At 65.9% G+C, this 24838-nt stretch carries 23 protein-coding genes; 8 read left to right on the plus strand and 15 right to left on the minus strand.

Annotated features, from left to right (window positions below; all coding sequences use genetic code 11):
• The first annotated feature begins 130 nt into the window (after window positions 1–130).
• Entirely contained in the window at window positions 131–1069 is a 939-nt protein-coding gene (locus KHP16_RS04315) for a LysR family transcriptional regulator (protein WP_211959636.1), read from the plus strand.
• Here the strand turns inward: KHP16_RS04315 and KHP16_RS04320 are convergent.
• Window positions 1056–2174 (minus strand): CAP domain-containing protein, encoded by a 1119-nt coding sequence (locus KHP16_RS04320; RefSeq protein WP_244835631.1) that lies wholly within the window; start codon window positions 2172–2174, stop codon window positions 1056–1058. The two genes, KHP16_RS04315 and KHP16_RS04320, sit on opposite strands and share 14 nt — an antisense overlap.
• 265 nt (window positions 2175–2439) lie before the next feature.
• On the opposite strand from KHP16_RS04320, the gene ggt reads away from it, so the two are divergent.
• The gene (gene ggt, locus KHP16_RS04325) at window positions 2440–4347 is read left to right on the plus strand and encodes a gamma-glutamyltransferase (RefSeq protein ID WP_211959637.1); all 1908 of its coding nucleotides are present in this window, start codon (window positions 2440–2442) and stop codon (window positions 4345–4347) included.
• A 142-nt stretch (window positions 4348–4489) separates the two neighbouring features.
• Here ggt and KHP16_RS04330 read toward each other — a convergent pair whose 3' ends face one another.
• The 4 genes from KHP16_RS04330 to KHP16_RS04345 all read right to left on the minus strand — a co-directional run bounded on the left by KHP16_RS04330 (window position 4490) and on the right by KHP16_RS04345 (window position 9203).
• The gene (locus KHP16_RS04330; protein WP_109581623.1) at window positions 4490–5482 is read right to left on the minus strand and encodes a Bug family tripartite tricarboxylate transporter substrate binding protein; all 993 of its coding nucleotides are present in this window, start codon (window positions 5480–5482) and stop codon (window positions 4490–4492) included.
• Between the two features lie 195 nt (window positions 5483–5677).
• Window positions 5678–6760, minus strand: a complete 1083-nt coding sequence (locus KHP16_RS04335) for a phosphotransferase (RefSeq protein WP_109581622.1) — start codon at window positions 6758–6760, stop codon at window positions 5678–5680.
• 60 nt (window positions 6761–6820) lie between these two features.
• Entirely contained in the window at window positions 6821–7600 is a 780-nt protein-coding gene (locus KHP16_RS04340) for an oxepin-CoA hydrolase, alternative type (RefSeq protein ID WP_115951994.1), read from the minus strand.
• 79 nt (window positions 7601–7679) lie between these two features.
• Window positions 7680–9203 (minus strand): 3-hydroxyacyl-CoA dehydrogenase, encoded by a 1524-nt coding sequence (locus tag KHP16_RS04345; protein ID WP_115951995.1) that lies wholly within the window; start codon window positions 9201–9203, stop codon window positions 7680–7682.
• A 142-nt stretch (window positions 9204–9345) separates the two neighbouring features.
• Between KHP16_RS04345 and KHP16_RS04350 the strand changes: the two genes are divergently transcribed.
• On the plus strand, window positions 9346–9987 hold the full coding sequence (locus KHP16_RS04350) for a glutathione S-transferase (RefSeq protein ID WP_211959638.1): 642 nt from the start codon (window positions 9346–9348) through the stop codon (window positions 9985–9987).
• Between the two features lie 47 nt (window positions 9988–10034).
• Here the strand turns inward: KHP16_RS04350 and KHP16_RS04355 are convergent, their stop codons facing one another.
• Both KHP16_RS04355 and KHP16_RS04360 read right to left on the minus strand, forming a co-directional pair.
• Entirely contained in the window at window positions 10035–11201 is a 1167-nt protein-coding gene (locus tag KHP16_RS04355) for a pyridoxal phosphate-dependent aminotransferase (protein ID WP_109581618.1), read from the minus strand.
• 37 nt (window positions 11202–11238) lie between these two features.
• Window positions 11239–11742, minus strand: coding sequence for a putative toxin-antitoxin system toxin component, PIN family (locus KHP16_RS04360; RefSeq protein WP_115951997.1), 504 nt, complete (start codon window positions 11740–11742; stop codon window positions 11239–11241).
• Between the two features lie 41 nt (window positions 11743–11783).
• Between KHP16_RS04360 and yaaA the strand changes: the two genes are divergently transcribed.
• Window positions 11784–12569 (plus strand): peroxide stress protein YaaA, encoded by a 786-nt coding sequence (gene yaaA, locus KHP16_RS04365; protein ID WP_109581616.1) that lies wholly within the window; start codon window positions 11784–11786, stop codon window positions 12567–12569.
• Window positions 12570–12583: 14 nt separating this feature from the next.
• Window positions 12584–13750: a M14 family metallopeptidase gene (locus KHP16_RS04370; protein ID WP_244835632.1), complete on the plus strand. Its 1167-nt coding sequence runs from the start codon at window positions 12584–12586 to the stop codon at window positions 13748–13750.
• Between the two features lie 83 nt (window positions 13751–13833).
• On the opposite strand, the gene KHP16_RS04375 is transcribed toward KHP16_RS04370, so the two are convergent.
• The 3 genes from KHP16_RS04375 to KHP16_RS04385 form a co-directional block, all read right to left on the minus strand.
• Window positions 13834–14673, minus strand: a complete 840-nt coding sequence (locus KHP16_RS04375; protein WP_415831148.1) for a BspC domain-containing protein — start codon at window positions 14671–14673, stop codon at window positions 13834–13836.
• Window positions 14674–15104: 431 nt separating this feature from the next.
• The gene (locus KHP16_RS04380) at window positions 15105–15977 is read right to left on the minus strand and encodes an N-formylglutamate amidohydrolase (protein WP_109581614.1); all 873 of its coding nucleotides are present in this window, start codon (window positions 15975–15977) and stop codon (window positions 15105–15107) included.
• Window positions 15978–15999: 22 nt separating this feature from the next.
• Window positions 16000–16989 carry a Bug family tripartite tricarboxylate transporter substrate binding protein gene (locus tag KHP16_RS04385; protein ID WP_211959639.1) on the minus strand — a complete coding sequence of 330 codons (990 nt, stop codon included), beginning with the start codon at window positions 16987–16989 and terminating at the stop codon, window positions 16000–16002.
• A 203-nt stretch (window positions 16990–17192) separates the two neighbouring features.
• Here KHP16_RS04385 and KHP16_RS04390 point away from each other — a divergent pair, with 203 nt between their 5' ends.
• The gene (locus KHP16_RS04390; RefSeq protein ID WP_109581612.1) at window positions 17193–18071 is read left to right on the plus strand and encodes a LysR family transcriptional regulator; all 879 of its coding nucleotides are present in this window, start codon (window positions 17193–17195) and stop codon (window positions 18069–18071) included.
• On the opposite strand, the gene KHP16_RS04395 is transcribed toward KHP16_RS04390, so the two are convergent.
• The 3 genes from KHP16_RS04395 to KHP16_RS04405 are packed head-to-tail and all read right to left on the minus strand — an operon-like array spanning window position 18072 to window position 20751.
• The gene (locus KHP16_RS04395; protein ID WP_211959640.1) at window positions 18072–19247 is read right to left on the minus strand and encodes a vWA domain-containing protein; all 1176 of its coding nucleotides are present in this window, start codon (window positions 19245–19247) and stop codon (window positions 18072–18074) included.
• 27 nt (window positions 19248–19274) lie between these two features.
• The gene (locus KHP16_RS04400; RefSeq protein ID WP_109581610.1) at window positions 19275–19877 is read right to left on the minus strand and encodes a GNAT family N-acetyltransferase; all 603 of its coding nucleotides are present in this window, start codon (window positions 19875–19877) and stop codon (window positions 19275–19277) included.
• A 7-nt stretch (window positions 19878–19884) separates the two neighbouring features.
• On the minus strand, window positions 19885–20751 hold the full coding sequence (locus tag KHP16_RS04405; protein WP_109581609.1) for an AAA family ATPase: 867 nt from the start codon (window positions 20749–20751) through the stop codon (window positions 19885–19887).
• Between the two features lie 256 nt (window positions 20752–21007).
• On the opposite strand from KHP16_RS04405, the gene KHP16_RS04410 reads away from it, so the two are divergent.
• Together KHP16_RS04410 and KHP16_RS04415 are read left to right on the plus strand one after the other, a co-directional pair.
• Complete coding sequence (locus KHP16_RS04410) at window positions 21008–21355, plus strand: c-type cytochrome (protein ID WP_109581608.1); 348 nt, start codon at window positions 21008–21010, stop codon at window positions 21353–21355.
• A 70-nt stretch (window positions 21356–21425) separates the two neighbouring features.
• The gene (locus KHP16_RS04415) at window positions 21426–21767 is read left to right on the plus strand and encodes a c-type cytochrome (RefSeq protein WP_244214492.1); all 342 of its coding nucleotides are present in this window, start codon (window positions 21426–21428) and stop codon (window positions 21765–21767) included.
• A 98-nt stretch (window positions 21768–21865) separates the two neighbouring features.
• Here KHP16_RS04415 and aroG read toward each other — a convergent pair whose 3' ends face one another.
• Both aroG and tldD read right to left on the minus strand, forming a co-directional pair.
• A complete protein-coding gene (gene aroG, locus KHP16_RS04420) occupies window positions 21866–22945 on the minus strand; it encodes a 3-deoxy-7-phosphoheptulonate synthase AroG (RefSeq protein ID WP_109581606.1) in 1080 nt (359 codons plus the stop codon).
• Window positions 22946–23347: 402 nt separating this feature from the next.
• On the minus strand, window positions 23348–24808 hold the full coding sequence (gene tldD / locus KHP16_RS04425; RefSeq protein ID WP_109581605.1) for a metalloprotease TldD: 1461 nt from the start codon (window positions 24806–24808) through the stop codon (window positions 23348–23350).
• Window positions 24809–24838 lie beyond the last annotated feature (30 nt).

Raw genomic sequence — 24838 nt, forward strand, 5'->3', positions numbered from 1 at the left:
CTCCTCGTCTGCTTTCAGCGCGTCTGGTATCAGGGATCGGGCCACTCTACCTGAAGCCTTGTAATAAGAGAAATGAATTTACTGGATTTGCCAGTATCAATGTCCTGCATTCCGTGACAGAATGGCCGGCATGCAGCTATCCCGGATCGACCTCAATCTCTTCGTGGTGTTCGACGCCATCTACAGCGAGGGCAGCATCACCGCGGCCGCGCGGCAATTGAACCTGACGCAGCCGGCGGTGAGTCATGCGCTGGGGCGCTTGCGGACGCTTTTCGACGATCCGCTGTTCGAGCGTCGGGGGCAGGGGATGGCGCCGACGCCGTTGGCGCGGTCGCTGGCGGGGGAGGTACGCGGGGCGCTGCAATCCTTCGCGCGGACGCTGCAGGACACGCCGCATTTCGATCCGACGGCGACGGTGCGGCGGTTTACGATCGGCATGCGCGATGCGCTGGAGTCGACGCTGCTGCCACCGCTGATGGCGCGCGTCACGGCGCTGGCGCCGCACGTCGACATCGCAGTGATCCGCTTTGACCGGCGGGAGATGGAGTCGGAACTGTTGGCGGGCACGCTCGACGCGGCGATCGACATCCTGCTGCCGGTGTCGCCGGCGATTCACCATGCGGCCTACATGTCGGACCCGATGGTGGTCCTTGCGCGACGCGACCATCCGCTGGTGAAGAAGGAACTGACGCTCGAGCGTTATCTGGCGGCGGAGCACCTGCATGTATCGTCTCGCCGGCGTGGCGCGGGGCTCGAGGATCAGGCGCTGCACCGCATGGGCCTGACGCGGCGCGTGCGGCTACGGTGCCAGCACTACGCGGGCGCGTGCCGCGTGGTCAGCTGCACGGACCTGCTGGCGACGCTGCCCCTGCGCTATGCCCGCATCGCCAACGAGCCTTATGCCAACCGCATCCTGTCGCTCCCCTTCAACGTCCCGGCGCTGGAGCTGCATCTGTACTGGCACGGCGGGGGAGAGAACGATGGCGCCAACCGCTGGCTGCGGGAGCAGTTGCTGGCGGTGATGCAGTCGCTGGGCGGCATGCCGTCCGACGACCCTACAGCGTCGTGAACGACCAGTTCAGGTTGACGCCCTGTCCGCCCAGCGTTCCCGTCACCGTGACGTTGTAACGCGTCCCGCTGGTCAGCGGCGCGGTCGGCGTGCACATCGCAAGTCCGCGCGCCGCGCTCGACATGCCGGCGGTACGTGCATCGACCTTCTCGCAAGGCACGTTGCGCCCCTGTGCATCGGTGATGGTGAACGTGTCGGCGTTGAACGTCAGCGACGTGTCGATGGCCTGCAGCGTGACCGGATAGCCGATCGTTTGGCCCGCATACGCCGGCGCCGGATTCGGGCTCTCGTTGTTGACCCAGCTGGGCGGGACATCGGCCTGCCCATCGTATGGATACGCCACCATCAGATTGTCCGCGCCGCCCTTGCTGGCATCGGCAAGGTCGATGGTCTGGTAGTAGCTCGCCGACGTGCCGCCAGTGCTGCCGGCGCCAACGCTTTCGGCGAAGCCGCTGCCCGCCGAACCGTAGCTGCCGAGCAGCGCCGCGCGATGGAAGGGCGCATGGATCAGATCGACCACCAGCGCATCCTTCGGCGTCATTGACAGATTCGCCCCGGCAACGGAAGTCCAGCGATTTCCCGTCGCCACCACCTCGGCGGTGGCGTTGGTCGGATACACCGCCTGAATGCGCCCATTCGCCGTCGCCCCGGTAAAGCCCGGCGCCCCCGACGTCTCGTCATGCGTGAGCGTCTGGTTGGCGAGCATATACGCGGTGTGATGTTGCGCGGAGCTCCCCAGCGCATCGCGCGCGGTCAGGGGCGGCAGACCGACCTGCTCGCGGCGATAGTTTGCATAGCAGAGCCCCGCGCTGCGGGCGTCGTCCAGCACGCGATACCCGCTGACGCTGGTGCCGCGCGCGGGCAGCACGCCGATCGCACCCGTCACCGGCGCGGCGGCATTGCCCGCCACGGTGTAGCACGCGCGCGCCGTGGCGGCCGCCGGGGTGGTCGTGTTACCGGACGAGGCCGTCGACGCCTGCGCGCCACTGCCGGTGCCAGCACCCGGGCTAGCGGTTAACGCAGCCGCCTGCGGCGCGGCGCTGCCCTCATCCCCGCCGCCTCCACAGGCGACAAGCAATACGGCCGCGCTCGCTGCGAGCGGCATGGCGAAAAGCGTGTGTGTAGAGCGATGGCGCATCGGCAATGTATTCCCGGCAAAACAAAACCGCACGATGGTAGGGATTCGCTTTGCTCCGGACCAGCTTCCAAACATTTCCTTACGTTGTGATCCGCGCGCGCTGCACGATGCTCTCCACTCGGCTGCGATGACGGCGGGGCAGCAGGGTCGGTTATCCGTATTGAAGCCAGCCCGCCACCGGTGCGCCAAGTCGCTACAATGCCCCTCATTCTTCCCCCCCAAGGAGAGCGGCATGTCCGACGCGGCAAACGAGAGCAAGAAGACGAATAACACCCTCTGGCGCGCGACCCTTGCGCTAGCCGTTGCCGCCGCGCTTAGCGCCTGCGGCACGACGGACAAGTCCGCGGACGGCAGCGGTGCCGCGCAGACTGCCGCCCCGGCCACGGCGGCGCCGCAGGCATCCACCGCCGGGCTGCCCCCGGCCCCCGAGGTCGCCTCGGGCTATCGCCCGGGGATGACCACGATCTATGGGCAGCGCCATATGGCCGCCGCAGCCAATCCGCTTGCCACGGAAGCCGGCCGCGAGATCCTGCGTGCGGGCGGGTCCGCCATCGACGCGGCGGTGGCCATGCAGGCCGTGCTGACGCTCGTCGAGCCGCAGGCCACGGGCATCGGCGGCGGCGCGTTCATCATGTACTGGGACGGCAAGCGCGTGCAGGCCTTCGACGGCCGCGAGACCGCGCCCGCGGGCGCCACCGAGAATCTCTTCATGCGCCCCGACGGCAAGCCGATGGAATTCTCCGAGGGCCAGATCGGCGGCCGCTCGGTCGGCACACCCGGCGTGCTGCGCGCGCTGGAAATGGCGCACCGCCAGCATGGCCGCCTGCCATGGGCCCGGCTGTTCCAGCCCGCGATCCGGCTCGCGGAGAGCGGCTTCCCGATGTCGCCACGCCTGTACACGCAGGTCGCCGCCGACAAGTTCATGGGCGGCTCGCCCGAGATGACGGCGTACTTCCTCGATGCGCAGGGCAAGGCAAAACCCGTCGGCACGATGATCAAGAACCCGCAGCTCGCGCAGACGCTGCGGCAGATCGCGCGCCGCGGTCCCAATGCGCTGTACACGGGCCCGATCGCGCAGGAGATCGTCACGAAGGTCAACGGCCATCCGAATCCGGGCAGCCTGTCGGCGAAAGACCTGATGGAATACAAGGCCGTCGAGCGCAAGCCGGTCTGCACGGACTACAAGCAGTGGAAGGTGTGCGGCATGCCCCCGCCGTCCTCGGGCGGCATCGCCATCGCGCAGATCCTCGGCACGCTGGAGGCGCTCGAGAAACGCGACCCGCGCTATGCGCTCGCCAGCCTCAAGCCGCGTCAGGTCAGCACACCCGCGCTGATGGAAGCGGATCCGCTGGCCGTGCATGCGATCTCGGAAGCCGATCGCCTCGCATATGCCGACCGTGGCCTCTATGTGGCCGATGCCGACTTCGTGCCCGTCGACGTGGCCGGCCTCGTCAGCCCGTCGTACCTGGCCGAGCGCGCCGCGCTGATCGGCGACAAGAGCATGGGCAAGGCGCAGCCGGGCGTGCCGGCCGGCACGAAGGTCGCGTTCGCGCCGGACCCGTCGCCGCCGCGTATCTCGACGTCGCAGATCGTCGCCGTGGATGACCGCGGCGGCGCGATCTCGATGACCACGACGATCGAGTCGTATTTCGGGTCGCACATCATGGTGCGCGGCTTCATGCTCAACAATCAGCTCACCGACTTTTCGTTCACGCCGAGCGAGAACGGCAAGCCGATCGCGAACCGTGTGCAACCGGGCAAGCGTCCGCGCTCGTCGATGGCGCCGACGCTCGTGTTCGATCGCGACAGCGGCCGCCTCGTGGCCACGCTCGGGTCGCCGGGCGGCTCGCAGATCATCGAGTACGTGTCGAAGACGCTCGTGGGCCTGCTCGACTGGGACATGGACGTGCAGAACGCGGTGGGCATGGCCAACTTTGGCAGCCGCAATGGCCCGACCGAAGTCGAGAAGGGCCTCGCGACGCCGCAGCTGGCCGAGGCGCTGCGCCAGCGCGGGCATCAGGTGGCGGAGATCGAGATGACCAGTGGCACGCAGGCCATTGTGCGCAAGGCGCGCGATGGCAAGGCCGTGTGGGCCGGCGGCGCCGATCCGCGCCGCGAAGGCGTGGCGCTCGCCGACTGAGCGGCGGCGAGCGCGGCAAGAAAAAGAGGCGAGGGCCGCAGCGCGGCGCTCGCCTCGGGAGACCCCCCAACACACATTCACACAACGCAGCCGTCCCGATAGCATCCGGGATCGGCTGCCCGTCAGACGACGGTCAGTTCCATCACGCGTCGAGCTTCACGCCCGACGACTTCACGACCTCGGCCCAGCGCTTCTCTTCGGTCACGAACCACTTGTTCGTCTCGGCCGGCGTCATCGTGACGACTTCCGCGCCCTGGCCCGCGAGCTGCGCGCGAATCTCCGGCGTGCGAATGATGCGGATGAGTTCGCTGCTCAGGCGCGCGACGATCGCGTCGGGCATGCCCTTCGGCGCCATCACGCCCTGCCACGTACCCGATTCGAAATTCGCCACGCCTTGCTCGGCGATCGTCGGCACCTGGCCGACCAGCGGCATGCGGGTCTTCTTGGACACGGCCAGCAGCTTCAGCTTGCCGGCCTGCACCTGCGGCAGCGTCGCCAGCATGCCGTTCATCAGCACCTGCGCGGTGCCGCCGACGGTATCGGCAATCGCCTGCGCACCGCCCTTGTAGGGCACGTATTGCCAGGCCGCGCCGGTGGCCTGCTGCACCGCCACGCCCGCGAGGTGGGGCGCGCTGCCGATCGCGGTCACGGCGAAGTTCAGCGTCTGCTTGTGCGACAGCGCGACCAGCTCCTTGAGGTTGTTCACCGGCACGCTCGGATGCACGACCAGCAGGTGCGGCGAGTAGGCGAGCATCGCCACGCCCTTCAGGTCCTTGTCGGGGCTGAAGGTCAGCTTGGTATAGACGGAGGGGCTGATGGCCAGCGCGCCCACGTCGCAGAGCAGCAGCGTGTGGTTGTCCGCGCCTTGCTGCGCGACCATCGCGGCACCGATATTGCCGTTGGCGCCCGGGCGGTTATCGACCACGATGGGCTGGCCCAGCGCTTCGCCGAGCTGCTTGCTGATCAGTCGGGCGATGATGTCGGACGAGCCGCCGGCGGGGTAGGGCACGACGAGGCGAATCGGACGATTGGGCCATTTGTCTTCGGCCCAGGCGGACATGGGGGCAATGGTGCCGAGCGTGCCCAGGGCAGCGAGCCCCGAAGCCTGGCCGAGGAAGCGGCGGCGTGCGTTCATGTATAGGTCTCCGGTAACGCTTATCATCAGTTGTCGTATGACCATAGTCGTCGTACAACATTGGTCGCGAGTGTAGACCGGTTTTTTTGGGCGGTCTATTAGGGATAAACGCGTAGGGGAGATGCGAAAAAGGGCATCCGGAGATGCCCTGGCGTGCAGATCAGTTGTCTGATGACGTGTCGAAGAACGATGGCGTCAGGTCGACTTCCCCGCCTTCTGCGCATACACCCACCCCATCTCCGCCATCGGCCGCGCCCGCTTGCCCGCGTCGGTCGCCTGCGCTGAGGAGGCCGTGCCATCGACCACGCGCTTCATGATCCCCTGCAAGATCCCGGCAATCCGGAACATGCTGAAGGCGAGATAGAAATTCCAGTCGCCGGTGATGGGCCGACCGGTCCGCTGTTCGTACAGCTTGCGGTATGCCGCCTCGTCCGGAATGCCGAGCCCCGCATGATCGAGCCCCGCAATCCCCCGGAACTGCCCGGGTGCGATATGCCAGCTCATGCAGTGGTATCCGAAGTCCGCCATCGGATGCCCTAGCGTGGACAGTTCCCAGTCCAGCACCGCCAGCACCCGCGGCTCGGTCGGATGGAACATCAGATTGTCGAGCCGATAGTCGCCATGCACGATGCTCGTCAGCGCATCGGCATCGGCGGGGATATGCTCGGGCAACCACGCCATGAGGTTGTCCATCGCGGGAATCGACTCGGTCTCGGAAAGCTTGTACTGCTTGGTCCACCGCTCGATCTGCCGCTGGAAGTAATTGCCGGGCTTGCCATAGTCGGCCAGTCCGATCGCGCGATAGTCCACCGAATGCAATGCCGCGATGACGCGATTCATCTCGTCGTAGATCGCGGCACGTTCGCCGCGCGACATGTCGGGCAGCGACTGATCCCACAGCACGCGCCCCGCCACGAACTCCATGATGTAGAACGCGCGGCCGATGACCGACTCGTCTTCGCACAGCGCGAACATGCGCGCGACGGGCACATCGGTGCCCGCCAGCGCGGCCATCACGCGGTACTCGCGCTCGATGGCATGCGCCGACGGCAAAAGCTTCTCGCGCGGACCGGGCTTGGCCCGCATCACGTAAGTCTGCTTCGGCGTGACGAGCTTGAACGTGGGATTCGACTGCCCGCCCTTGAACTGCTCGACGGTCAGCGGCCCCGCAAAACCCTCCACATGCGTGCGCATCCAGTCTTCGAGCGCGCCGACATCGAAGCGCTGCTGATCGGCGACGGGGCGCGTGCCCTCGAATTGCGAAACGTTGCTGCTCATGGTGTCTCCGTAGGTATCGTTTTTTCCTGAGCCTGATCGTGTGCGGTCCGTTTCGGTGGCTTAGCGATAGGTCGGCTTCCGCTTTTCCAGGAACGCCCCGATGCCCTCGCCGGCATCCGCATGATGCAGGGCTGAAACGAAGCTGTCCCGTTCCGCCGCCAGGTGTTCGGTCAGCGTCGCGCTGCCCGCATGATTGATCAGCGCCTTGATGCCGCGAATCGCGTTCGGCGATTCCTTCGCAAGCCCTTCGGCGAGGCGTTGCGCCTCGACCAGTGCCTGCCCCGGCGGCACCACGCGATTCACGATACCGAATTGTGCAAGGCGGGCGGGGTCGATGGGTTTGCCCTCCATCATGAATTCGCTCGCGAGCTGTCGCGGCAGCATGCGCGCGAGTTCATAGGAGCCGCCGCCATCGGGCGTCAGGCCCACCTTGACGTATGCCATCACGAACTTCGCATCGCTCGCGGCCACCACGAAGTCGCAGGCGAGGGCGAGCGAAAAGCCCGCACCCGCAGCCGGACCTTCGACAGCGGCGATCACGGGCTTGGGGAACGCATGCAGCGTCTCGATCCAGTGATTCAGCGTCTCGATGCTCTCCGCCTGTACCGAGGGAGGCTTGGCGCGATTGCCAAGCAGGCGGTTCAGATTGCCGCCCGCGCAGAACACGCCGTCGGCGCCGGTGAAGATCACGGCCCGAATTGCCTCGTCACGCGCGGCCACGTCGAGCGCCTCGTGGGACGCCGCATAGATGTCCGGATGCAGCGCGTTGCGGGCCTCGGGATTCGAGATGGTGAGGATCAGCGTCCCGTCGACGCGTTCGGAAAGCAGTTGGGCGGTCATGGCAGCCTCTGGACTCGGTAACTGTAGCGGGAAGGCGAAAACAAAAAAGGCGCCCCGTGTCTCGTCGGGGCGCCCGCGATCAGGCTTCTTCGGTCAGCAGCGACAGGCCGAGGCCCGCGCGGCGCCAGAGCCAGGGGCTCGGGCGGTAACGCATGTCGCCGGTCAGCCGGTCGAGGTTGCGCAGCACCTCGACGATCACGTCGGGGCCGATCGCATCGCCGAGGGCCAGCGGGCCCTTGGGATACCCGAGGCCAAGGTTCACGGCGAGGTCGATATCGGTCGGCGTGGCGATGCGCTGCTGCGCGATGTCGCTGGCGATGTTGACGATCGTGCCTACGATGCGCTGCGCCACGAAACCGGCGGAGTCGCGGATGACCGTCACGGGCACGCCGTCGCTGGCGAACAGGCCATGCGCGGCGTCGCGCGCGGCGGCGGTAGTGGCCGGCGTGGTCATCAGCGTGCGGCGTCTGGTGGCCTCGAACGGCAGCAGCGTGTCGATGGCGACGGTGCGCGTGGCATCGAGGCCTTCCATCAGCGCGGCCGACGTGGCGTCGAGACCCAGCGGCGTTACCACGATCAGCGCATCGGCGGACGGCGCGTTACCGGCTTCCGGCGCGATGCCGAGCGCCGTCAGCAGCTTGACGGTCATCGCGTGGCCGCGTTCGTTCGCGCGGCTCACCCACACGCTCGCGGGACGCGCGTCCGGCGCGGGCGCGGCGGCCGGCACCTGCTTCTGGCCATCGGCGTACGCGTAGAAACCGCCGCCCGACTTGCGGCCGAGCAGGCCGCCCACCGAACGCAGCGCCGTGATCGGCGACGGACGGTAGCGAGGCTCCTGGTAGAACTGGTTGTAGATCGACTCCATCACGGGGTGCGACACGTCGAGCCCGGTCAGGTCCATCAGCTCGAACGGGCCCATGCGGAAGCCCGCCTGCTCGCGCATGATGTTGTCGATCTCGGCAAACGAGGCCACGCCTTCCTGCGCGACCTTGAGGCCTTCGATGTTCATGCCGCGGCCGGCATGGTTCACGATGAAGCCCGGCATGTCCTTGCAACGCACGGGCGTGTGGCCCATGCGGCGCGACAGCACCATGAGCGCGTCGCCGATGGCGGGGTCGCCCGACAGGCCGTCGATGACCTCGACCACTTTCATCAGCGGCACGGGGTTGAAGAAGTGATAGCCCGCCACGCGGCCGGGATGCTTCGCACCGACGGCAATCGCGGTAATCGACAGCGACGACGTATTCGATGCGATGATCGCTTCCGGACGCACGATCGCCTCGAGCCTGGCGATGAGGTCGCGCTTGACGTCGAGCTTCTCCACGATGGCCTCGAGCACCATGTCGCACGATGCCAGGTCTTCCAGCGCGTTGCACGGTTTCACGCGCGCCAGAAAGGCCTCCGCGTCGGTGGCACTGATTTTGCCTTTATCGGCAAGCTTGGCGAACGTGTCCTGCAGGTATTGACGCGCCGCGGCAACGGCCTGCGGATTCGTGTCGAACAGGTTGACGGTCAGCCCGGCCTGCGCCGCGATCTGGGCAATGCCACGCCCCATGGCGCCGGTGCCGACGATACCGAGTGTTTCGATCGAGAAGTTGCTCATGATTCGTCCAAAAAGGTGTGGTTAAATTAGCACGATCGTACGTTTTTTGCACTCGGCGCCCGCCCGTAGATAGCGACGCGGCGTGCGCTGATCGGCCATTGCGCCAGATAGAGCGCAGCGATTACCACCAGGAGACAGAGACATGCTCAAGCTATGCGGATTCGCCGCCAGCAACTATTACAACAAGGTGAAGCTGGTGCTGCTGGAAAAGAACCTGCCGTTCGAGGAACACCTGGCATGGATGGGCGAAACGGACCTCGCCGCCTCGCCGGTCGGCAAGGTGCCCTACATGATGACCGATGCCGGACCGCTGTGCGAATCGGAAACCCTGGCCGAGTACATCGAAGCCACGTATCCGCAGCACGCGCTGCTGCCCGCCGATCCCTATCAGGCCTGCAAGGTCCGCGAGCTCGTGACGGTCATGGAGCTTTACCTGGAGCTCACCGTACGTGAGTTGTATCCGGAGGCGTTTTTCGGAGGGAAGGTGAGCGACAACGTGAAGGCGCGGCAGCTCAAGCTGCTGGAGCGGTACGTGCCGGGGTTTGCGGCGCTGGCGAAGTTCTCGCCCTACATCGCGGGCGACACGTTCACGCTGGCCGACTGCGCGGCCGTATGCCACCTGCCGCTGGTGTCCTCGGCGACCAGGATCATCTATGGCCGGGACATGCTGGCGGATTTGCCGGTGAAGGATTACCTGAAGCGGATGGGCGAGCGGCCCACGGTGCAGAAGGTGAATGCGGATCGGAAGGCGAATGCGGAAGCGATGATGGCCCGCTACGCATAAGCGCGTCGCGGGCCGGGGGAGAGGGCCGGCGGAGAGGGGCCGGACCCTTAAATACGTGCGAGCCGTTCCAACGCCAATGCCAGCGTCTCTTCCTTCTTGGCAAAGCAGAAGCGCACGACCCCCGACTCCCGCGTCTGCGAATAGAACGCCGACACCGGAATCGCCGCCACGCCGATCTCCCGCGTGAGCCACATCGAGAAATCGGCCTCGCTCATATCGGAGATGGCCGAGTAGTCTACGCACTGGAAGTACGTCCCATCCGACGGCAGCAGCTTGAAGCGCGTGGTGGCCAGCCCCGTGCGGAAGAAATCGCGCTTGGCCTGATAGAAACCAGCAAGGTCCAGATAGGGCCGCGGATCCGCCATGTAGTCGGCAAGCCCATGCTGCACGGGCGTGTTCACCGTGAACACGTTGAACTGATGCACCTTGCGGAACTCGGCGGTCAGCGCGGCCGGCGCGGCGACATAGCCGACCTTCCAGCCCGTGACGTGATAGGTCTTGCCAAAGCTCGACACCACGAAGCTCCGGCGCGCCAGTTCCGGATGCCGCGATACGGACTCATGCCGCTGGCCGTCGTAGACCATATGCTCGTAGACCTCGTCCGAGAGCAGCAGGATGTCGGTGCCTGCCAGCAGATCCGCCAGCTGGTTCATGTCCTCCTCGCGCCAGATCGTCCCCGTGGGATTGTGCGGCGTGTTGATGAGGATCATGCGCGTGCGCGGCGTGATGGCGGCAGCGAGCTTGTCGAACGGAATCCGGAACAGCGGCGCCTCCAGCGCAACGGGCACGACCGTGCCGCCCGCGAGTTCGATCGCCGGAATGTAGCTGTCGTAGCAGGGCTCGAGCACGATCACCTCGTCGCCCGGATGCACCGCGCAGAGGATCGACGTCAGCAGCGCCTGCGTGGCGCCCGCCGTGATCGTGATTTCGCTGTTGGCATCGTAGGTATGGCCATAGAGCGTGGCGATCTTGCCGGCGATGGTTTCGCGCAGCTTCGGCACCCCCGCCATCGGCGGATACTGGTTATGCCCGGCGCGCATCGCGCCCGTCACCGCATCGACGATGCGCGGATCGCAATCGAAATCGGGAAAGCCCTGACCCAGGTTGACCGCGTTCTTCTCGGCGGCCAGCGCGGACATCACGGTAAAGATCGTCGTGCCGACCTTCGGCAGGCGCGACAGCGGGGGAGTAAGCGGGGCGAGCGAAGAGTCCATGGAACCGTGTGGGTAGGGTAGCGAGGTGCCCGACATTTTAGCGGGGTTCGGCTGCCGCGGCCTGCCATGCGGCGAGCCACGCGCCAAACGCGACGGGGGTGAGGACCTCCACCCCGCTCGAGCGGCGCAGGCGGCTCCTGAGCTTGAGCACGGCCTTGTCCTTGGAAACCAGCACCGCCGCCCGCGAAAAATGCGCGAGCTCGACAAACTTCTGATCGTCGGTGTCGCGGCAGCGCGCCAGCTTCGCTGCGGCAATCTCGGCCTCGTCGGGCGTGGATTCGAGCGCCGCGTACCGGTCGACCTCGGCCAGCGCGGCCGCATTGTCCACCGCGAAGCGCGCGAACTGCGGGTACTCGAGCACGCGCCGCAGCTCCTCGCGGCAATCCGCGCGAATCACCGGCGCGATCGTCCCGGCCTCCAGCGCGGCGCGAATCGGCGCCACGTGGGGGTCGCGGAACACGAGCAGATCGACCCAGATATTGGAGTCGAGGACGACGCGGGGAGCGCTTCGAAGGGATTCGGCGATGGGTTCGGTGGGCATTCGCTACAATCGGGGTCTTTGTTTCTGCCCGCGATTTTGCCATGCTCATCGTCCTGTCTCCCGCCAAGTCCCTGGACTACGAGACGCCCGCGCCCGTCAAGACCCATACGATGCCGCGCTTCATCGACCGTTCGGCCACGCTGATCGAGCGGCTGCGCCGTCTGGCGCCGCAGGACGTGTCCGCGCTGATGGACATCTCGGACAAGCTCGCCGTGCTCAATGTCACGCGCTATGCGGACTGGTCGCCCGACTTCACGGCGGCCAACAGCAAGCAGGCCGTGCTGGCGTTCAACGGCGACGTGTACGACGGCCTCGACGCGAAGACCCTGACCACCGACGACCTCGCGTTCGCGCAGAAGCACCTGCGCATCCTGTCCGGCCTGTACGGCGTGCTGCGCCCGATGGACTGGATGCAGCCGTACCGGCTGGAAATGGGGACGCGCCTCGACAACGCCGCGGGCAAGGACCTGTACGCGTTCTGGGGCGACGATGTCACCAGGCTGCTCAACAAGGACATGTCGGACCTCAGGCATGAGGGCCCGGCCACGCTGATCAACCTCGCTTCCGAGGAATACTTCAAGGTGGTACGCCCCAAGGTGCTTAACGCGCGCGTGATCACGCCCGTGTTCGAGGACTGGAAGGGCGGCCGCTACAAGATCATCTCGTTCCATGCCAAACGCGCGCGCGGCACGATGGCGCGCTATGCGGTGACCCATCGCGTCACCGAGCCCGCCAGGCTGCGTCGCTTCGCCGAGGACGGCTATGCCTTCGACAAGGCCGCCTCGAGCGACGACCGCTGGGTGTTCCGCCGCCGGCTGGAAGACTGAAGGAAACCGACACGATGACGTCATCCCTGCAATCCCCGCTCACCATCTCCTCCTCGTTCGATTCGGGCGCGATCGAAGTCGAATCGATCGCCCGCGATGGGAACGGGTCCAACGACATTCGCCTGCGCATCCGCGCGGACTCCCACGCGGACTTTCGCCAGTGGTTTCACTTCCGCCTGCAGGGCGCGGGCAGCCACGCCTGCACGCTGCGTTTCCTGAACGCGGGCGAGTGTACGTACCCCGACGGCTGGCGCGATTACCGCGTGGTGGCCTCGTACGACCGCGCCAACTGGTTCCGCGTGCCGACGCAATACGACGGCGCTACGCTGACCGCGCAGTTCACGCCCGAGCATGACAGCGTGTGGTTCGCATACTTCGAGCCGTATTCGGAAGAGCGCCATCTGTCGCTGCTGGCCACGTGCCAGCGCTCGCCGCTCGCGCGGCTGACGCATCTGGGCAGCACCGTCGATGGCCGCGACCTGACGTGCGTGACCGTGGGCCAGCCGGGGCCGGGCAAGAAGACCATCTGGATGATCGCGCGCCAGCATCCGGGCGAGAGCATGGCCGAGTGGTTCTGCGAGGGGGTGCTGCAGCGCCTGACGGGCACGGGCATGTGGAACGGCGATCCGATCGCGCGCCGCCTGCTGGATCGCGCGGTATTCCATATTGTCCCGAACATGAACCCCGACGGGTCCGCGCGCGGCAATCTGCGCACGAACGCGGCGGGCGCGAACCTGAATCGCGAATGGATGGCGCCGTCGGCCGAGACGAGCCCCGAGGTGTTCCACGTGCGCCGCGCGATCGAGGCGACCGGTGTCGACCTGTTCTTCGACATCCATGGGGACGAGGCGCTGCCGTACAACTTCGTCGCGGGCAGCGAGATGCTGCCGGGCTTTACCGAGACGCAGCGCGAGCAGCAGAACCGCTTCATCGAGGCCTTCAAGCGCGCGACGCCGGACTTCCAGGACAAGTACGGCTACGCCGCGAGCAAGTACAACGCGGACGCGCTCAAGCTCGCCTCGAAGTACATCGGCCACACGTTCGGCTGCCTCGCGCTGACGCTCGAGATGCCGTTCAAGGACAACGCCGATCTGCCCGATGCGGCGGTAGGCTGGAACGGCCAGCGCAGCGCGCTGCTCGGCACATCGATGCTGCAGGCGATTCTGGAATACCTCGGTTGAAGGCTCATGGCCGAGAGCCAAGCGCTGATCGCTGAGCGCTGAGCGCTTGAAGCAGGGGAGGCAAGGGCCCAGGGGGCCCGCCCTCACTGCTTCTTCTTCGCCGTCGCCTTGGTGCTGGTCTTCGACGATGCCGTCGACTTCGACGTGCTGGCCTTGGCGCTGGCCTTGGCGCTCGTCCCGTGGCTCGATTTCGCCGCAGCCGAAGCCTTGCCCTTCCTAGCCTTGCCGCGCGAAGACGGCGTGGCCACGGCCGGCGCCGCCGCGGGTTCGCTGATGATGTCGCCGCCGCTGTCGAGCAGCTCATAGGCGAGCATCATGCCGTCCGCATACCCGCATCGCACCTTCACGGGCTGCCATTGCGCCTCGCCCTGACGCTTGTGCGCACTGGCGGTGAACGTGACGACCGACGTCACGGGCACGGCCTGCTTGCCCGGCGAGAAACGGCCATTCCACGCTTCCACCGTGGCGGCATTTGCGGCCAGCGCGCCGGTGGGAATCTTCAGCGCATCGAACGTCGGCGAACGCGGCACGACCCAGCTCGCATGCGCGGCGCAGTCGGCCACGTCGGGCGCGGCGTTGTCGGTCTTCATCAACTGGTCGCGCATCTGCGCGCGATATTCGGCAAGGCTGACGCGGCCTTTTTCGGGCAGGGTCACGGTCTTGGTCGGCGGTCGCGAGCCAGTGCCCGCGCGGGAGGCTGGCGAGGACGTGGTGGCGGCGGGGGGCGTAACAGACGGGGTCGCGGAGGTGGCGGCACTACCGGCGGCGCTGGGCGCGGCGCTGGCGCCGGGCGCGGGCGTCGCGGAAGCATCGGGCTGGTCCGACGGCGTGGTGGCGCATCCGGCCGCCACGATTGCCCCCGCCACCGCGGCAGTCAGCATGCGGAGCCGGGTGCCTAGCAGGTGGGTAAACATTCGGATCACGGAATCAGTTTGCTGGCGTCAGCAAAGGGATTGGCAAAGGACTGCCATGATAGAGGATGCCGCCGCTGGAAAGTTCGTAAATGTTGTTACCCTTCCTTTTTGCGTGACCGGCGCCGACACCCATGGTGGGTGCGATCGTCGCGCAACCGCGTGTAACTGCCCGCAAAGCGAAGGCGTCGCTCACGTGGCGACGCTGAAGTCACCGTGTGCGGATACCAGAGTGCGCGCAGCGCGCGCAAGAGAGAAAAAACCCCGTGAGGCGTCGACGAGACGATGTCGTCGGCATCCTTACGGGGTTCGCGGGCCCGGGGAGGGCACCGGCGGTCTGATGCGTGATGCGATCTACGTGATGCGATCTGCGTCATCCGATCTACGTCATGCGATCTACCTGATGTAGTCCGCGTGATGGCTGGAAACTCGGGCCTTGAACCTCAGCCGCGCAGCGTGAACCGCGACAACTCGTCCATCAACGCTTCCAGATTGCGCTGGAGCGCGGCAAAGCCCGCGTTGTGCGCCAGTCCGGCCTCGTCCATGTAGAGCTTGCGATTGACCTCGAGCTGCAGGCTATGGCGGTTTTCCTGCGGCCGGCCCAGCACGCGCACGATCTCCACGCCCTTGTACGGGTGGTTGCGCCACACGTCGTAGCCCATGTCCTTCAGCAGGCCTTCCACGCGGTCCGTGAACCGCTTGTCGCACGTGGTGCCGTCGCGGTCGCCGACCACGAAGTCCGGGTGCGCGATGCCGGGGTGCTCGGTCGCGTATTGCGCGGCCTGGCTCGGCATCGAGTGGCAGTTGATGTGGAACATGTAGCCATGGCGGGCCACCGCCGCGTCCGACAGCGTCTGCAGCTGCGCGTAGTACGGCCTGTAGTAGTCGCGGATGCGAGCCTGCACTTCGGCGACCGACAGCTTGCGCGCGTAAAGCGGCTCACCGGTGTCGAGCACGCGCCAGACCAGTCCCTTGCCAAGCCGCGTCTTCGAGGTTTCCTGCTTCGCGTCGGGCCATGCCGCGTCCAGCAGTTTCTCGTCGATCTCCTCGAGGCCGCGATTGGCATCGAGGTAGCTGCGCGGAAACCCCGCGCAAAGCAGCGGAATGCCGCGCGCCGGCGCGCCGGCATAGAGCTCGTCCACGAACGTGTCCTCCGCCTGCCGCAGCAGCGGCAGGGGCAGGTTCGCGTCGTAGCCGAAGTCGGCCGGGTACTGCGTGCAGCTATGCGGCGAGTCCAGGAACAGCGCGCCGCTTTCGCCCTCGGGCATCAGCAGCTGGTACGCCGGCTGGGGTGTCGATCGGTCGGTATCCGTCATGAGTCAGCTCGGTCCAGCGCCATCAGTCCAGCGAGATCTTCGCGGCGGCGGCCACGCGCTTGTTCTTGGCCACTTCGCTCGTGATCTGCGCGGCGAAGTGCTGCGGCGTATCGCCAACCGGCGTCGCGCCCAGTTCCTCGAACTTCTTCTTCACTTCCGGCAGGGCCAGCACCTTGACGGCGGCGGCGTTCAGCTTTGCCTGGATATCGGCCGGCAGCTTGGCCGGCGCGATCAGGCCGAACCATGCGGAGTCGTTGACTTCACCGAGGCCCAGTTCCGCGAACGTCTGCACGTCCGGCAGCGCGGGCACGCGCTTCGGCGAGGCCACGGCGAGGGCGCGCAGCTTGCCGCTCTTGATGAACGGCAGCGAAGAGGGCAGGTTGTCGAACAGCACCTGCACCTGGCCGGCCAGCGCGTCGTTCAGCGCGGGGCCGACGCCCTTGTACGGCACGTGCAGCAGTTCGGTCTTGCTGCTCATCTTGAACAGCTCGCCCATCATGTGCGATACGCTGCCGTTGCCGGCGGAGCCGTAGGCGATCTTGTTCGGCTCAGACTTGGCCAGCGCGATAAAGGCCTTCATGTCGTTGGCCTTCACGGCCGGATTCACGCTCATCACGTTCGGCACCGAAGCCAGGTTCGTGATGGTCGTGAAGTCCTTGGTCGCGTCGTACGACAGCTTGGGATACACGGCGGGGTTGATACCGTGCGTCGACGCCGTGGCGATGCCCAGCGTGTAGCCGTCGGGCGCGGCCTTCGAGAGGTACGCGGTGCCGATGCTGCCGCCGGCGCCGCCGCGGTTATCGACGACGACGGCCTGGCCCAGTTCCTGGCCCAGCTTGTCGGCCACGACGCGCGCGACGATATCGGTGGTGCCGCCGGCCGGGAACGGCACGACGAGCGAGATCGGCTTGGTCGGGTACGTGCCCTGGGCGAAGGCGGGCAGGGCGATGCCGCCGACGGCGGTGGCGGCGGCGGCAACAGCGAAGGCGCGAAGCAGAGGACGGCGTTGCATGAGAACGGTTCCGAGTGTCATTGACGAGGATTGAGGGTCGGCGTGCCTGGGGCGCACGTCGGAAATCGGCGATGCGGGCTGTGCGGGATTTGCGTGTTTTCGCAATGTCTGTCTTTGCGTGCAATTCTGCTTCCCTCCCACGTCGCATGCAAACGATTTAAAATCCCGGGGTCATTCCAAATGGTATTGAGGTGAGGTGAGGTATGCGACGCTTAACCCCGTCGATGACGGAGTTGCAGGCGTTCGAGGCCGCCGCGCGACACAACAGCTTTACGCTGGCGGCGCGGGAACTCCATGTCACGCAAGGCGCCGTCAGCAAGCAGGTCCGCAGTCTGGAGGCATTCCTTGGCGTCGAACTGTTCGAGCGGGTGCGGCAGCGCCTGCTGCTCACCGGCGCGGGCGAGCGCTATCTGGAACGGATTCGGCCAAGTCTCAACGAGATCGAGGCGGCCAGTGTGGAGCTGATCGCCCGCAAGGGGCGGGGCGGCATCCTGCATATCGCGAGCATGCCCACGCTGGGCGCCAAATGGCTGATTCCGCGGCTGCCGCAGTTCTTCTCGCGGCATCCCGAGGTCACGCTGGAATTCGTGCCCCACGCGCAGGGCTACGATTTTTCGGAACCCGATCTCGATGCGGCGATTCGCTTCGGCGACGGCGTCTGGCCGGGCAGCCTCGCCGACTACATCACGGGCCGCGAGGTCGTGCCCGTCTGCCGGCCGGGGATGCTGACGGACGCCGATACGCACGCGCCGGAGGCGCTGCTGCGCTATCCGCTGCTGCACCACACGACGGTGCCGGAAGCCTGGCCCGACTGGCTGTCGGAACTCGGGGTGTCGACGCGACAGGCCTGGAGCGGCGCGCGCTTCGACCAGTTCTCGCTACTGACGCAGGCCGCGGTCTCCGGCCTTGGCATCGCGCTGATCCCGCGCTGCCTGATCGAGGAAGAACTCGCCACGGGCGCTCTGGTCATCGCCCACCCGGCGCGCGTGCTGGCGAAGAAGGGTTACTACCTTTGCTATCCCGAGCAAAAGGCGCACCTGCCGGCGCTACAGACGTTCCGCGTGTGGTTGATGCAGAGCTGACTACTTCGTCAACACCCGCATTGCCTGCTCCAGCCCGGCAATCGTCACCGGGTACATCCGCGCCTTCATGATCTGGCTGATCACGGTGATCGACTGCCGGTATTGCCACAGCCCCTCCGGCTCCGGGTTGAGCCACACGAAATGCGGGAACTGGTCGATCAGCCGGTTGAGCCAGACCGCCCCGGCCTCGGGATTGTTGTACTCCACCGAGCCTCCCGGCTGCAGGATCTCGTAGGGGCTCATCGTCGCGTCGCCGACGAAGATCACCTTGTAGTCGGACGAGTACTTGTGGATCAGGTCCCACGTGGACACCTTCTCCGCATGGCGTCGCCGATTGTTCTTCCACACGTGGTCATAGACGCAGTTGTGGAAGTAGAAATACTCGAGGTGCTTGAACTCGGTCTTGGTCGCGGAGAACAGTTCCTCCACGCGCTTGATGTGGTCGTCCATCGAGCCGCCGACGTCCATCAGCATTAGCACCTTGACCTTGTTATGCCGCTCGGGCCGCAGCTTGATGTCTAGCAGCCCCGCATTGGCCGCCGTCGAATGGATCGTGTCGTCAAGATCGAGCTCGGTCTCGGCGCCTTCGCGCGCGAACCGCCGTAATCGGCGTAACGCCACCTTGATATTGCGCGTGCCAAGCTCGACCGAGTCGTCGTAGTCCTTGTACGCCCGCGCCTCCCACACCTTGATCGCGGTGCGATTGCCCTTCGAGGGCCCGCCGATGCGAATGCCCTCGGGGTTGTAGCCGCCATGCCCGAACGGCGATGTACCGCCCGTGCCGATCCACTTGCTGCCGCCCTCGTGCTTCTCCTTCTGCTCCTCGAGCAACTGCCTGAGCCGCTCCATGAGCTTGTCGAGCCCGCCCATCGCCTCGATCTTCGCGCGCTCCTCGGGCGAGAGCTCTCGCTCGAGCGTCTTCTGGAGCCAGTCGAGCGGAATGTCGCTCTTCCAGTCGACGAGGCTCTCCACACCCTGGAAGTAGGCCGCGAACGTCTGGTCGAACTTGTCGAAGTGCTTCTCGTCCTTGACCAGCGTCATGCGCGACAGATAGTAGAACTCGTCGATCGAAGGCGAGATCACCTGCGCGCGCAGGGCCTCCAGCATGGTCAGGTATTCCTTGACCGAGACCGGCAGGCTGGCGTGGCGCAGCGAGAAGAAGAAGTCGATCAGCATCGTGGCCTCCCGGAACGGACAGCGGGCTCAGCGCGGGCGAGCGAGCTGGAACTGCAGGTGCGACCGCACCATCGGCCATTCGCTGGCGATGATCGAGAACACCACGGTATCCCGCAGCGACCCGTCCGGCAGCCGCTGGTGGCTGCGCAGCACGCCGTCCTGCTTGGCGCCCAGGCGCGCGATCGCGGCGCGGCTTTGATGGTTCATCCAGTGCGTGCGGAATTCCACCGCGATGCAGTGCCGCTTGTCGAATGCGTAGCCCAGCAGCATGAGCTTGCACTCGGTATTGACGGGGCCGCGCTGCACGCGCCGCGCATACCACGTCGAGCCGATTTCCACGCGACGGTGCGTCGCGTCGATGTTCATGAAGTTGGTCATGCCGATGAGGTCGCCGGTGGCATTGCATCGCACGGCAAACGGCTGCCACAGGTCCTGCTCCTGCAGCGCGAGGCGGCGCTTGATCTCGCCTTCCATCGCATCGGGCGCCGGCACGGCCGTGTACCAGAGCTTCCACAGTTCGCCATCGGCAACGGCTTCCGCGAGGCCCGCCGCGTGCGCGGTGGTCAGCGGCTCCAGCGTGGCGTGGCGGCCGACCAGCGTGGTCGGCTGAACGAAGGCATTGGTCGTCATCGGGCGATCAGCGGTTGGAGCGGTTCATGAACACGAGGCGCTCGAACAGGTGCACGTCCTGTTCGTTCTTGAGCAGCGCGCCGTGCAGCGGCGGAATCGATGCCTTGCGGTCCGGGCTGCGCAGCGCTTCGGCCGGAATGTCCTCGGCCATCAGCAGCTTGAGCCAGTCGATCAGCTCGGACGTGGAGGGCTTCTTCTTGAGTCCCGGCAGGTTTCGCATCTCGTAGAACGCCTCCAGCGCGGCCGCCACGAGCTCGCGCTTGATGCCGGGGTAGTGCACATCGACGATGCGCTGCATCGTGTCCGCGTCCGGGAACTTGATGTAGTGGAAGAAGCAGCGGCGCAGGAAGGCGTCGGGCAACTCCTTCTCGTTGTTCGACGTGATGATCACCAGCGGACGATGACGCGCGCGCACGGTTTCGCGCGTCTCGTACACGTAGAACTCCATGCGGTCGAGTTCGCGCAGCAGGTCGTTCGGGAATTCGATGTCGGCCTTGTCGATCTCGTCGATCAGCAGCACGACCTGCTGGTCGGCCTCGAAGGCCTGCCACAGCACGCCCTTGACGATGTAGTTGCCGATGTCGTGCACGCGGTCATCGCCGAGCTGCGAGTCGCGCAGACGCGAGACCGCGTCGTACTCGTACAGGCCCTGCTGCGCCTTGGTGGTCGACTTGATGTGCCATTGCAACAGCGGCATGCCTAGCGCGGCGGCGACTTCCTCGGCGAGCATGGTCTTGCCGGTGCCCGGCTCGCCCTTGATCAGCAGCGGACGCTGGAGCGTGCGGGCGGCGTTGACGGCGAGCTTGAGGTCGTCGGTAGCGACGTACTGGTCGCTACCCTCGAAACGGGCAGTGTTGGAAGTGGTATCGGACATGAGGCGGCAACCTGAGAGGATCTGGCGACATTAACGGCCGGAATGGTCGAGTATAAGAGCGTTTCCGGTCCGTGTCCGATACGCGCCACTGCGGCGGGTCGCTCCGGCTGGACTGCCAAGAGGCTGCTGCGGTACAATGCGCCGGTTTGACGCGCGCCGCAGAGCCGTCGCAACCTGCACTCGCACGGAGACAGCGAGAGAGACGACGCCGCCAGCGCGTCTGCACGGTTTACCACTTCCCCTATCATCAAAGACAATGAAAAAGTTCCTCACGATGGTGGTGTTGGGCGCGGCCGCAATGGCTGCGCAGGCCCAGGAAGTCAAGGGCAATGTTGGCGCCGCCAAGGACAAGGTTGCCATGTGCATCGGTTGCCATGGCATTCCCGGTTACCGTGCATCGTTTCCGGAGACCTATGAAGTCCCCATGCTTGGCGGCCAGAGCGCCAAGTACATCGAGAACGCGCTGAAGGGATATCAGAAGGGCGAGCGCAAGCATCCGACCATGCGTGGGATTGCCGCTTCCCTGACCGATCAGGACATCGCCGATCTGGCTGCGTACTACTCGCAGCAGAACGCCGAAACCAAACCCAATTCCCTGAAGTAAGAGGCGCGAGATCATGACGACGAACAAGACGCTTTCGATCGTGGCCGCGACCCTCGTGGCGGCCGCATGGATGCAGGCGGCAGGCGCGGCAGATATCGCCGCCGGCCGTGCGCTGGTGGAGAAGGGCGGCTGCGTGGCCTGCCATGGCGCGGGCCTGAACAAGCCGATCGCCCCGGATTATCCGAAGCTGGCCGGTCAGCATGCCGACTACCTGTTCCACGCGATGACGGGTTACCAAACCAGCGGCAACCTGCTCGTGGGCCGTACCAACGCGATCATGGCCGGGCAGATGAATGCCAACCCGGCGGTCACCGGCAAGGACGGCAAGCCGCGTCCGTTCACGCGCCAGGAGATCAAGGACATGGCCGCGTACATCGAGTCCCTGCCCGGCGACCTCGTCCTCAAGAAGTAGCGCCCGGTCACAGACGATCAGACAGCTAGCCGGACCCTGCCGGGTGCCGGCATCCCCTCCCCACGCGGGAGGGGACCGTGCCTGTTCTTACCTGTCAATCAATTGCCGCTGCCCGTCGCCAGCCGACGGGCCTTGACGGCGTTCGCCAGCGTCTCCAGCACGCCCGTCGAATCGTCCCAGCCGATGCACGCGTCGGTCACCGACTGGCCGTAGCAGAGGTTCTCCACCGGCGTTCCCTGTACGTGGTCCTGACGTCCGGCCACGAGGTGCGATTCCACCATGACGCCGATGATGCGCTGATCGCCGCCCGCCACCTGGCGGCCGATGTCCTCGCAGACCGGAATCTGGTTCTCGTGCTTCTTGCTGCTGTTGGCGTGGGAGGCATCGATCATCAGACGCGCCGCGAGGCCGGCCTTCGAGATCGCGTCGCAGGCTTCCTGCACGCTGGCGGCGTCATAGTTCGGCGCCTTGCCGCCGCGCAGGATGATGTGGCAGTCCTCGTTGCCCGACGTCGACACGATCGCCGAGTGGCCGCCCTTGGTCACCGACAGGAAATGGTGCGGCTGCGACGCGGCCTTGATCGCGTCCACCGCGATCTTGACGTTGCCATCCGTCCCGTTCTTGAAGCCGACCGGGCACGACAGGCCCGATGCGAGTTCGCGGTGCACCTGCGACTCCGTCGTGCGCGCGCCGATGGCCCCCCAGCTGACAAGATCCGCGATGTATTGCGGGCTGATCATGTCGAGGTACTCCGTGCCCGTCGGCAGGCCGAGCTCGGCGATGTTCAGCAGCAATTCGCGCGCGGTGCGCAGGCCATCGTTGATCTTGAAGCTGCCATCCATGTGCGGATCGTTGATCAGCCCCTTCCAGCCCACGGTCGTGCGCGGCTTCTCGAAATAGACGCGCATCACGATCTCGAGCTCGTTCTTGTAGCGTTCGCGCTGCGCCTTGAGCAGGTTCGCGTATTCCAGCGCCGCGCGCGTGTCATGGATCGAGCAGGGTCCGATGATCACGATCAGACGGTCGTCCATGCCGTGCAGGATGCGGTGCATCGACTGGCGGGCGTGGTAGATCACGTCGGAAGCCGCTTCCGACAGCGCGAATTCGCGGATCAGGTGCGCGGGCGGCACGAGTTCCTTGAGTTCGCGAATACGCAGGTCGTCGGTGTTCTTCAGCATGATGGCTCCGGATCGGTCTTGATTGTGGGGTAGTGGGTGTGACAAAAATGTGCGGCCATAAAAAAAAGCCGCCAGGGTCGCTGGCGGCTTTTTTCAGAATTTCGGGTACTTACAGCTGTCCCTCTCCATCCGCCAGCGGTGCGAGATCGCTAAAAAAGTAAAAATAAAACTTGGCGGACATGGCGGAAATCGGTTCGGCTGAGGTCAGCTTGTTTCAGTTTCAGTGAATCGCAATGCTTTTATGTCGCGGCAATCTTCGGTGGGGCATAAAATTGCGCGCCGGATGCGGAACTAACGATCGCAAAACGTGGCGCTTGCGCGACGAAGCATCTTTATATCCCTTTTCGAAAACGTTGGCAAGCGAGCCATGGCTATCGCATCGATAGCCATGGCCGTCCGGCGTCAGGCCGTGCCGCCCACCGTCATGTTCTCGATGCGCAGCGTCGGCTGGCCCACGCCCACGGGCACGCTCTGGCCTTCCTTGCCGCAGACGCCCACGCCGGAGTCGAGGCGCATGTCGTTGCCGATCATCGTCACGTCCTTGAGCGACTCGGGACCGTTGCCGACCAGCGTCGCGCCCTTGACGGGGTACGTGATCTTGCCGTCCTCGATCATGTATGCCTCGCTGGCCGAGAACACGAACTTGCCGTTGGTGATATCGACCTGGCCGCCCCCGAAGTTCACCGCGTACAGGCCGCGCTTGACGCTCGCGATGATCTCCTGCGGATCGCGGTCGCCGTTGAGCATGTACGTATTGGTCATGCGTGGCATCGGCAGCGCGGCATAGCTTTCGCGGCGCGCGTTGCCCGTCACGGGCATCTTCATCAGGCGCGCGTTCATCGTGTCCTGAATGTAGCCGCGCAGGATGCCGTCCTCGATCAGCGTCGTGCACTGTGTCGGGTTGCCTTCGTCGTCGAGGTTCAGCGAACCGCGGCGATTGGCGATGGTGCCGTCATCGACCACGGTCACGCCCTTGGCGGCGACGCGCTCGCCCATGCGGCCCGCGAAGGCCGACGAGCCCTTGCGGTTGAAGTCGCCTTCGAGCCCGTGGCCGACGGCTTCGTGCAGCAGCACACCGGGCCAGCCCGGGCCCAGCACCACGGTCATCGCGCCGGCCGGAGCAGGGCGCGCTTCGAGGTTCACCAGCGCCGAGCTCACCGCCTCGTCCACGTACTTGCGCAGCAGGTCGTCGGTGAAATAACCGTACGCGTAGCGCCCGCCGCCGCCCGACGAACCGATCTCGCGGCGGCCGTTCTGCTCGGCGATCACCGTCACCGAGACGCGCACCAGCGGCCGCACGTCCGCGGCGATCACGCCATCGCTGCGCGCGACCAGCACCACGTCGTATTCGCCGGCGAGGCCCGCCATCACCTGCACCACGCGCGGATCTTTCGCGCGCGCCATCTTCTCGATGCGCTCCAGCAGCGCCACTTTCTCGGTCGCGGTCATCGAGTCGAGCGGATCGTTCGGCGTGTAGAGGTCGCGGCCGCCCTGCGAGGCGAGCGACTTGGCCACCTTCACGCGGCCGCTGCCGCTCTTGCCGATGGTGCGCGTCGCCGCGGCTGCCTGCGACAGCGCCGCCAGGCTGATGTCGTCCGAATACGCGAAGGCCGTCTTGTCGCCCGACACCGCACGGACACCCACGCCCTGGTCGATGCTGAAGCTGCCCGACTTCACGATGCCTTCCTCGAGGCTCCAGGCTTCGTTGCGCGTGTACTGGAAGTACAGGTCCGCGTAGTCGACCTTGTGCGTGAAGATGTCGGCCAGCACGCGCTGCAGCGTGGCCTCGTCGAGGTCGTACGGCGCCAGCAGGATCTGTTGCGCGGTAGCGAGATTACGAATTCCGAGTTCGCCGGCGTTCATGTTCGTCCTTTGCTTGACTTGTTTCTTGTC

This window comes from Cupriavidus plantarum, from assembly GCF_905397285.1.
GTDB classification, from domain to species: domain Bacteria; phylum Pseudomonadota; class Gammaproteobacteria; order Burkholderiales; family Burkholderiaceae; genus Cupriavidus; species Cupriavidus plantarum.

Bases quoted from the DNA above. Each gene is read 5' to 3' on its own strand.
- KHP16_RS04415 (WP_244214492.1), top strand. From the start codon at position 21,426: ATGCAGGCGGCAGGCGCGGCAGATATCGCCGCCGGCCGTGCGCTGGTG.
- KHP16_RS04320 (WP_244835631.1), bottom strand. From the start codon at position 2,174: ATGCCGCTCGCAGCGAGCGCGGCCGTATTGCTTGTCGCCTGTGGAGGC.
- aroG (WP_109581606.1), bottom strand. From the start codon at position 22,945: ATGCTGAAGAACACCGACGACCTGCGTATTCGCGAACTCAAGGAACTC.
- KHP16_RS04345 (WP_115951995.1), bottom strand. From the start codon at position 9,203: ATGAGCAACTTCTCGATCGAAACACTCGGTATCGTCGGCACCGGCGCC.
- KHP16_RS04350 (WP_211959638.1), top strand. From the start codon at position 9,346: ATGCTCAAGCTATGCGGATTCGCCGCCAGCAACTATTACAACAAGGTG.
- KHP16_RS04400 (WP_109581610.1), bottom strand. From the start codon at position 19,877: ATGACGACCAATGCCTTCGTTCAGCCGACCACGCTGGTCGGCCGCCAC.
- KHP16_RS04370 (WP_244835632.1), top strand. From the start codon at position 12,584: ATGACGTCATCCCTGCAATCCCCGCTCACCATCTCCTCCTCGTTCGAT.
- KHP16_RS04355 (WP_109581618.1), bottom strand. From the start codon at position 11,201: ATGGACTCTTCGCTCGCCCCGCTTACTCCCCCGCTGTCGCGCCTGCCG.
- ggt (WP_211959637.1), top strand. From the start codon at position 2,440: ATGTCCGACGCGGCAAACGAGAGCAAGAAGACGAATAACACCCTCTGG.
- KHP16_RS04330 (WP_109581623.1), bottom strand. From the start codon at position 5,482: ATGAACGCACGCCGCCGCTTCCTCGGCCAGGCTTCGGGGCTCGCTGCC.
- KHP16_RS04405 (WP_109581609.1), bottom strand. From the start codon at position 20,751: ATGTCCGATACCACTTCCAACACTGCCCGTTTCGAGGGTAGCGACCAG.
- KHP16_RS04385 (WP_211959639.1), bottom strand. From the start codon at position 16,989: ATGCAACGCCGTCCTCTGCTTCGCGCCTTCGCTGTTGCCGCCGCCGCC.
- KHP16_RS04390 (WP_109581612.1), top strand. From the start codon at position 17,193: ATGCGACGCTTAACCCCGTCGATGACGGAGTTGCAGGCGTTCGAGGCC.
- yaaA (WP_109581616.1), top strand. From the start codon at position 11,784: ATGCTCATCGTCCTGTCTCCCGCCAAGTCCCTGGACTACGAGACGCCC.
- KHP16_RS04395 (WP_211959640.1), bottom strand. From the start codon at position 19,247: ATGCTGATCGACTTCTTCTTCTCGCTGCGCCACGCCAGCCTGCCGGTC.
- KHP16_RS04340 (WP_115951994.1), bottom strand. From the start codon at position 7,600: ATGACCGCCCAACTGCTTTCCGAACGCGTCGACGGGACGCTGATCCTC.
- KHP16_RS04380 (WP_109581614.1), bottom strand. From the start codon at position 15,977: ATGACGGATACCGACCGATCGACACCCCAGCCGGCGTACCAGCTGCTG.
- tldD (WP_109581605.1), bottom strand. From the start codon at position 24,808: ATGAACGCCGGCGAACTCGGAATTCGTAATCTCGCTACCGCGCAACAG.
- KHP16_RS04360 (WP_115951997.1), bottom strand. From the start codon at position 11,742: ATGCCCACCGAACCCATCGCCGAATCCCTTCGAAGCGCTCCCCGCGTC.
- KHP16_RS04410 (WP_109581608.1), top strand. From the start codon at position 21,008: ATGAAAAAGTTCCTCACGATGGTGGTGTTGGGCGCGGCCGCAATGGCT.
- KHP16_RS04315 (WP_211959636.1), top strand. From the start codon at position 131: ATGCAGCTATCCCGGATCGACCTCAATCTCTTCGTGGTGTTCGACGCC.
- KHP16_RS04335 (WP_109581622.1), bottom strand. From the start codon at position 6,760: ATGAGCAGCAACGTTTCGCAATTCGAGGGCACGCGCCCCGTCGCCGAT.